At 70.9% G+C, this 5,562-nt stretch carries 7 protein-coding genes, 2 tRNA genes and 1 pseudogene; 2 read left to right on the top strand and 8 right to left on the bottom strand.

Annotated features, from left to right (window positions below; translation table 11 throughout):
• Positions 1-249, bottom strand: a pseudogene (locus ACFQ4O_RS14590) (hypothetical protein); the annotation flags it as partial.
• Positions 250-842: 593 nt separating this feature from the next.
• Positions 843-1,763, bottom strand: a complete 921-nt coding sequence (locus ACFQ4O_RS14585; protein ID WP_378776583.1) for a LysR family transcriptional regulator — start codon at positions 1,761-1,763, stop codon at positions 843-845.
• A gap of 96 nt (positions 1,764-1,859) precedes the next feature.
• Here ACFQ4O_RS14585 and ACFQ4O_RS14580 point away from each other — a divergent pair, with 96 nt between their 5' ends.
• The gene (locus tag ACFQ4O_RS14580) at positions 1,860-2,651 is read left to right on the top strand and encodes an NAD(P)H-dependent oxidoreductase (protein ID WP_378776581.1); all 792 of its coding nucleotides are present in this window, start codon (positions 1,860-1,862) and stop codon (positions 2,649-2,651) included.
• Positions 2,652-2,864: 213 nt separating this feature from the next.
• On the opposite strand, the gene ACFQ4O_RS14575 is transcribed toward ACFQ4O_RS14580, so the two are convergent.
• From ACFQ4O_RS14575 to ACFQ4O_RS14565, 3 genes are all read right to left on the bottom strand, one after another.
• Positions 2,865-2,941: transfer RNA gene (locus tag ACFQ4O_RS14575), tRNA-Arg, on the bottom strand.
• A 10-nt stretch (positions 2,942-2,951) separates the two neighbouring features.
• Positions 2,952-3,257, bottom strand: coding sequence for an ETC complex I subunit (locus ACFQ4O_RS14570; protein ID WP_378776579.1), 306 nt, complete (start codon positions 3,255-3,257; stop codon positions 2,952-2,954).
• Between the two features lie 31 nt (positions 3,258-3,288).
• Positions 3,289-3,365: transfer RNA gene (locus ACFQ4O_RS14565), tRNA-Pro, on the bottom strand.
• 318 nt (positions 3,366-3,683) lie between these two features.
• On the opposite strand from ACFQ4O_RS14565, the gene ACFQ4O_RS14560 reads away from it, so the two are divergent.
• Positions 3,684-3,863, top strand: a complete 180-nt coding sequence (locus ACFQ4O_RS14560; RefSeq protein ID WP_378776577.1) for a hypothetical protein — start codon at positions 3,684-3,686, stop codon at positions 3,861-3,863.
• Between the two features lie 52 nt (positions 3,864-3,915).
• Here the strand turns inward: ACFQ4O_RS14560 and ACFQ4O_RS14555 are convergent, their stop codons facing one another.
• From ACFQ4O_RS14555 to ACFQ4O_RS14545, 3 genes are all read right to left on the bottom strand, one after another.
• Complete coding sequence (locus ACFQ4O_RS14555) at positions 3,916-4,395, bottom strand: DUF192 domain-containing protein (RefSeq protein ID WP_378776575.1); 480 nt, start codon at positions 4,393-4,395, stop codon at positions 3,916-3,918.
• Positions 4,396-4,427: 32 nt separating this feature from the next.
• On the bottom strand, positions 4,428-5,021 hold the full coding sequence (locus tag ACFQ4O_RS14550; protein ID WP_378776573.1) for a cold-shock protein: 594 nt from the start codon (positions 5,019-5,021) through the stop codon (positions 4,428-4,430).
• 159 nt (positions 5,022-5,180) lie between these two features.
• A partial coding sequence (locus ACFQ4O_RS14545; RefSeq protein ID WP_378776571.1) for a LysR substrate-binding domain-containing protein occupies positions 5,181-5,562 on the bottom strand: 382 nt, incomplete at its 5' end.

The raw sequence follows: 5,562 nt of genomic DNA, 5'->3' as shown, positions 1-5,562 counted from the left end.
CTGCCCGGCGCCGAAGCCGCCATCGCCGCCGACGCCGCCGCCGGCGTTGATGGAGAAGCCCGGGCCGCCGGTCGTGATCGGAGCGGCGTTGGCGGGCGATCCATCGCCGCCGACGCCGCCGTCCCCGCCGTTGGTCCCGATGCCGTCGATGCCGTTGCCGCCGTTCTCGCCGGTGAGGTCGATCGCGACCTGCGCCGCCGCCGCGACGGGAACCGCCACGAGAGCCGTGGTTCCGAGCAGGAAGGCCACGCCCGCGCGGCCCGCAAGCCGGGCCGGCCAGTCCCTATCCGCTACCGAATGACCGACGCCACGCCGTAGCACGCTGCGTTCCGCTTTCGCCCCCGACATGGCGCATTCCCCCGAACTGTCTTTAACCGCAGCGTTTTTGCCGCCGCAGACCCGCACCCCACCCCATGGGATTCGGACTCAATGAGCGTCGAGGGTAGCCGAGAGCCGCCGGAGAGCAACCGATTTGGCATCTCTTTGGATCACGTAACGTTACAGGCTAGTGGCGCGTGCGCCGCAGCATGACGCGTGTCGCCTTGCGAACCCACCGCCGGGCGCGCCGGCATTGGAATGTTTCCAGACCGATGACATGAGACGAACAGGACGACAGAGGGCGGCTCACAACATCGCCGCTACGCGCTTTATTGGCCTTTGCCGCTTTCTCTCTTCGTGAAGCGCCGTCGGCGCGCGGCGCGTCGTTCAGAACTCCTGTCCCGAGATGACCTTGAGGGATCGGCCGCTGTCGCCGGCCTCGGATGCGAAGCCCAATCCATGTCCAGCCGCATCCCTCGGTTCGGGGCTTTGGCGCGCGCGTCAGGCCAGCGATGGCTCTGCGCTCAAAGGCGTTCGACGCCCGGGATGCGGGACGCCTCCGCGGCGAGGAACTCCACCAGCAGCCGGACGCGGGCGATGTCCGCCCGTTCCGGCGCGATCAGCAGGCTGAGCGGCGTGGGCGCCAGCGCGTGGTCCGGCAGAATCCGTTCGAGACGCCCATCGGCCAGCAGATCGTCCACCAGCCAGAGATGGGCCGGGCCGACGCCGCGTCCTGCGAGATAGGCCTCCCGCGCCGCGAGCCCGTGATCGACCCGCAGCCGCCCGCCGAACGGCACGGCGCAGACGGCGCCGTCCGGGCCCTCCAGCGCAAGCGCGTCGCTGCCGGCGACGTTCGACATGCGCACGCCGTCGAGCCGCGCCAGATCGTCCGGCGTCGCCGGGCGCCCGTGCTGCGCCAGATACTCCGGCGCGCCGACGAGGATGCGCCGGCTCTCCCCCAGCCTCCGCAGCTTCATGGCGCTGTCGGCGAGCGGCCCGAGCCGGACGGCGACGTCCACGCCCTCCCGCACCAGGTCGATGCGCTCGTCGGTCAGGCTCAGATCGACGGCGATCTCGGGATGCCGGTCCTGAAACGCGAAGATGAGCCGGCTCATATGCCGGACGCCGAGCGCCGCCGTGCAGGAGACGCGGACCACGCCCGCCGCCGTCCCGCCGGCGCTGCGGGCCTCGTCCGCGGCCTGCTCCACCAGACGCAGGATCTGGACCGCGTGGGCGTAATAGCGCCGCCCCTCCTCGGTCAGCGCCACGCGCCGCGTCGTGCGGGTAAGCAGCGCCACGCCCAGCGCCTGCTCCAGCTCGCGCAGATGCCGCGTGACGCTGGACTGGCCGACGTTCAGCTCCCGCGCCACCGCCGTCAGGCTGCCCCGCTCCGCGACCCGGACGAAGCTGCGCATCCGCTCCAGCGTGACGTCGGACCTATCCATTTTCCGGCACGATCTTATCCATATCCGGTTTCTATCGGCGCAATGGCCCAGCGCCTAGCCTGCGGACGAAGGCTCTCGAACAGGCAAGGCGCCGCCATGAACGTGCTGATCGTTTTCGCCCATCCCGACCCGCGCTCCCTCAACGCCGCCTTGCGCGACGTCGCCGTCGCGGAGCTGACGGCGCAGGGCCATACGGTCGAGGTCTCGGACCTCTACGCCATGGGCTGGACGGCCGCGGTGGACCGGGCGGATTTCCCCCAGCTCGCCCCCGACGCGCGGCTGAGGATCGCGGCGGCCTCGAGCGACGCCTTCGCCGCCGGCGCGCTGACGGACGACGTGACCGCCGAGCAGGACAAGCTGCTCCGGGCCGACGCTCTGATCCTTCAGTTTCCGCTGTGGTGGTTCGCCATGCCGGCGATCCTCAAGGGCTGGGTGGACCGCGTCTTCGCCTATGGTTTCGCCTATGGCGTCGGCGAGCACAGCGACCGGCGCTGGGGCGACCGCTACGGCGAGGGCGTGCTGGCGGGCAAGCGCGCCATGCTGGTGGTGACGGCCGGCGGCTGGGAGCCGCATTACGGGCCGCGCGGCGTCAACGGGCCGATCGACGACCTGCTGTTCCCGATCCAGCACGGGGTGCTGCACTATCCGGGCTACGCCGTGCTGCCGCCCTTCGTGGCCTACCGGGTGGACCGTCTCGACGACGCCGGTTTCGACGAGGTCGCCGATCGTCTGCGCGCCCGGATGCGGACGATCGAGACCGACGCGCCGATCCCGTTCCGCCGGCAGAACGGCGGCGACTATCTCATCCCGAGCTGCGAATTGCGGCCGGGACTGGAGGCGCCCGGCGCCTCAGGCTTCGCGCTCCATCGGGACGAGCGGGACGCCTGACGCCGCTCGGTCCTGCGCCCGCCGCTTCAGCCGGGCGACCGGAGTGAGGGCTCCCGGATTCCGCCGTTGGCTTAAGCGTCTTGTTCCTTGAGGCCGGTGAGAGCCTGTCGGCGGCGCTCGAGCAACGGGTTCGGCCGTCGTGCGGGCGAGGGCCGCCGCTTCCAGCGCTTCTGCGGATGCGTCGAAGGTATCGACGAACCGGATGATGTTCTTTGGCGACCCCGGCTGGATTCGAACCAGCGACCATCAGCTTAGAAGGCTGGTGCTCTATCCGGCTGAGCTACGGGGCCTCCGGGGCGCTCAGTGCGTCCAGGGTTCGATCTGGCCGGCGCGGAAGTTGTCCGAATAGGCCATCACGCGCCGCGCCACCGCCTTGGGCTCCTGCACCTGATAGGCGAGGCCGGCGCGCTCGGCGTAGGCCACGGCCTCCTCGCGGGTCGCGAAGAACAGCCGCACCTGCTGCCGGGTGTCGCCGGACGAGGTCCAGCCCATGAGCGGCTCCACGCGGCGGGCTTCCGCCGGTTCGTGCTCCAGCACCCAGCGCTTGGTGCGCGCGGCCCCCGACTGCATGGCGTTGCGCGTCGGCCTGTAGATGCGTGCGGTCATCAGACGCCCTCCGATAAGACGCGGACGAACGTGGTCGGGGCGACACGATTCGAACATGCGACCCCCTGCTCCCAAAGCAGGCGCTCTACCAGGCTGAGCTACGCCCCGCGACCAGCGTCCTCACCGGGTTATGAGGGATCGAGCGCGGCCGGGCAAGGCGCGAACATCGGAACATCGGGAGAAAACCCGCCCCTTCCGGACAAACTCGTTCCGAAACTGTCCCGAAGCGCGCGCGGGTTCGGGAGGACGCCGCGCCGTCGGTCGAGACAGGGGCGCGCTCATCGCGCACGATCCACGCCAAGCCCCTCGCGATCGACGAATCCGGCGCGGGCGCCTATCGTCCCCGGCGCGCCGGGCCGCGATCGCGGCTCCGGGCGCTTTGGGCTTGAACGGCCGTTCGACGCGACACACCGTGGTGATCTTCTCATGAGCGACAGCCTTTCCGACCGCCTGCTTTCGGCCGCCGACGATCTGGACGGCACGCCGAAGCCCATGCTGCAGATCCTGCTCCGGATGGCGGCGCAGAAGCTGACGGAGCGCGCGGAGCAGATCGAGCGGCTGGTGGCGCTGGTGGAAAAGAACGACGCGGGCGCGACGGGCGGCTGAGCCTGCGGGGAGAGCCTAAGAGCCATCCGGCGGAGCGGTCGAAGGGGCGCGGTCAGCGCCTGGCGGCGGCGTCGATCAGGCGCTGGGAGACCCTGTCGCCGGGCTTCAGCCCCAGACGGTCCGCCTCGCCGGCGGCAAGCTCCACCACGAAACGCACCGGCGCGCCGGCGTCGATGATGGCCTCGGACAAAGGCTCCGCCCCGCGCTCGATGCGGTGCACGAGGCCCTTTTCGGTCACGAACACCATGTCGAGCGACAGGTAGGTGTTCTTCATCCACATGGCGACGGGCTGGGGCGCGCCGAAGTCGAACAGCATGCCGTGATCGGGCGCGAGCGTGCGGCGGTACATCAGGCCGATCTGGCGGCGCTCAGGCGTGTCCGCCAGCTCCACCTGCACCACGCGCGGCCCGGCGGAGGTCTGGAACGTCAGCGGCTCCAGCTTCGCGCCGGCCATACTCACGGAGGCGCCCGCCGCGACGAGCGCCAGCAGGGCGAAGAGGGCGATACGGAGCGCGCGCGGGAGCATCAGCATGCGCCGTTTGTCGTCCGGCGCGGGGCGTCACGTCAATGGGCGGAGGGGCCGCCGCCGGCGCCTTCGGGCCGCACCTCGGCCGCCATCAGCCCCTTGGGGCCGGGCCCGTAGCGCACATGCACCTTCTGCCCCGGCTTCAGCTCCATGATGCCGTAGCGGCGCAGCGTCTCCATATGGACGAAGATGTCCGGCGAGCCGTCGCCGCGGGTGAGGAAGCCGAAGCCACGCAGGCGGTTGAACCACTTCACCTCGACGAGCTCCAGAGCGCTGGTCGGGGTCACGTTCACATGGGTGCGCGGGGCCGGCAGCTCGCCCGGATGGCGGGCCGTGCTCTCGTCGAGCGAGAGCACGCGGAACGCCTGCGCGCCCCGGGTCCGGCGCTGGACCTCGCAGACGATGCGGGCGCCTTCGGCCGCGGAGTGGAACCCGTCGCGGCGCATGCAGGTGACGTGGAGCAGGATGTCCGGGCCGCCGTCGTCGGGCACGATGAAGCCGTAGCCCTTGCCGACGTCGAACCATTTGATGACGCCGGAGGTCTCGTAGAGGTCGAGCGGAAGAGAGTCCGACAGGGCGTCCGTCGCGTCACGCTCGTTCGGAGCCCCGCTCCGCGGCCTGTCTGCACTCATACGAACCGCCCGCTCAAACACACACGCGGAGGCCCGACCGGCCGGGACCCGCCACGACTCACACGATACCACCCGAACCCGCGAGGGAAAGCAAAAAATGGCTCAAACAAGGCGCAAGCGGCGCGACGGCGTGGCGGACGTCGTGAGCCGCCCGTGACGTCACCTGCGGATCGCGTCCCGGAGCAGCGGTTCGAGCCATGCGATGAACACGGAGATCCGGCGGGACAGGTGGCGGCGGTGGGGGTAGAGCGGGGTCAGGGGCGCAGGCGCCGCGCGGTGGTCGGGCATGACCTCGACCCATTCGCCGGCTGCGATGTGGTCGCGCATGTCGTCGGCCGGGATCAGGATCAGGCCGAGGCCCGCGAGGCGGCGGGCGATGTCGGCCTCGGCGCTGTTCACCGTCACCCGCGCGGCGTCCAGGGCGTTCGACGCCCGCGGGATGTCGGTGACGGCGATCGGGCCCGGCCCCACGGACACGCCGCGCCACCAGGTGACGCGTGACGTCCGCCCCCTGCCGAGGCCGGCGCCGGTCAGGCGCTGG

Origin of the sequence: Methylopila musalis (genome assembly GCF_042679725.1) — a bacterium.
In the GTDB taxonomy this organism is placed as follows: domain Bacteria; phylum Pseudomonadota; class Alphaproteobacteria; order Rhizobiales; family Methylopilaceae; genus Methylopila; species Methylopila musalis.
Note: the sequence above shows the minus strand (reverse complement) of the source record. Positions and strands in the feature narration are given on the sequence as shown.

What these genes read in the sequence shown, in the direction of transcription:
- ACFQ4O_RS14555 (WP_378776575.1), bottom strand. Translation starts at nt 4,395, where the DNA reads ATGCTGATGCTCCCGCGCGCGCTCCGTATCGCCCTCTTCGCCCTGCTG.
- ACFQ4O_RS14580 (WP_378776581.1), top strand. Translation starts at nt 1,860, where the DNA reads ATGAACGTGCTGATCGTTTTCGCCCATCCCGACCCGCGCTCCCTCAAC.
- ACFQ4O_RS14570 (WP_378776579.1), bottom strand. Translation starts at nt 3,257, where the DNA reads ATGACCGCACGCATCTACAGGCCGACGCGCAACGCCATGCAGTCGGGG.
- ACFQ4O_RS14550 (WP_378776573.1), bottom strand. Translation starts at nt 5,021, where the DNA reads ATGAGTGCAGACAGGCCGCGGAGCGGGGCTCCGAACGAGCGTGACGCG.
- ACFQ4O_RS14585 (WP_378776583.1), bottom strand. Translation starts at nt 1,763, where the DNA reads ATGGATAGGTCCGACGTCACGCTGGAGCGGATGCGCAGCTTCGTCCGG.
- ACFQ4O_RS14560 (WP_378776577.1), top strand. Translation starts at nt 3,684, where the DNA reads ATGAGCGACAGCCTTTCCGACCGCCTGCTTTCGGCCGCCGACGATCTG.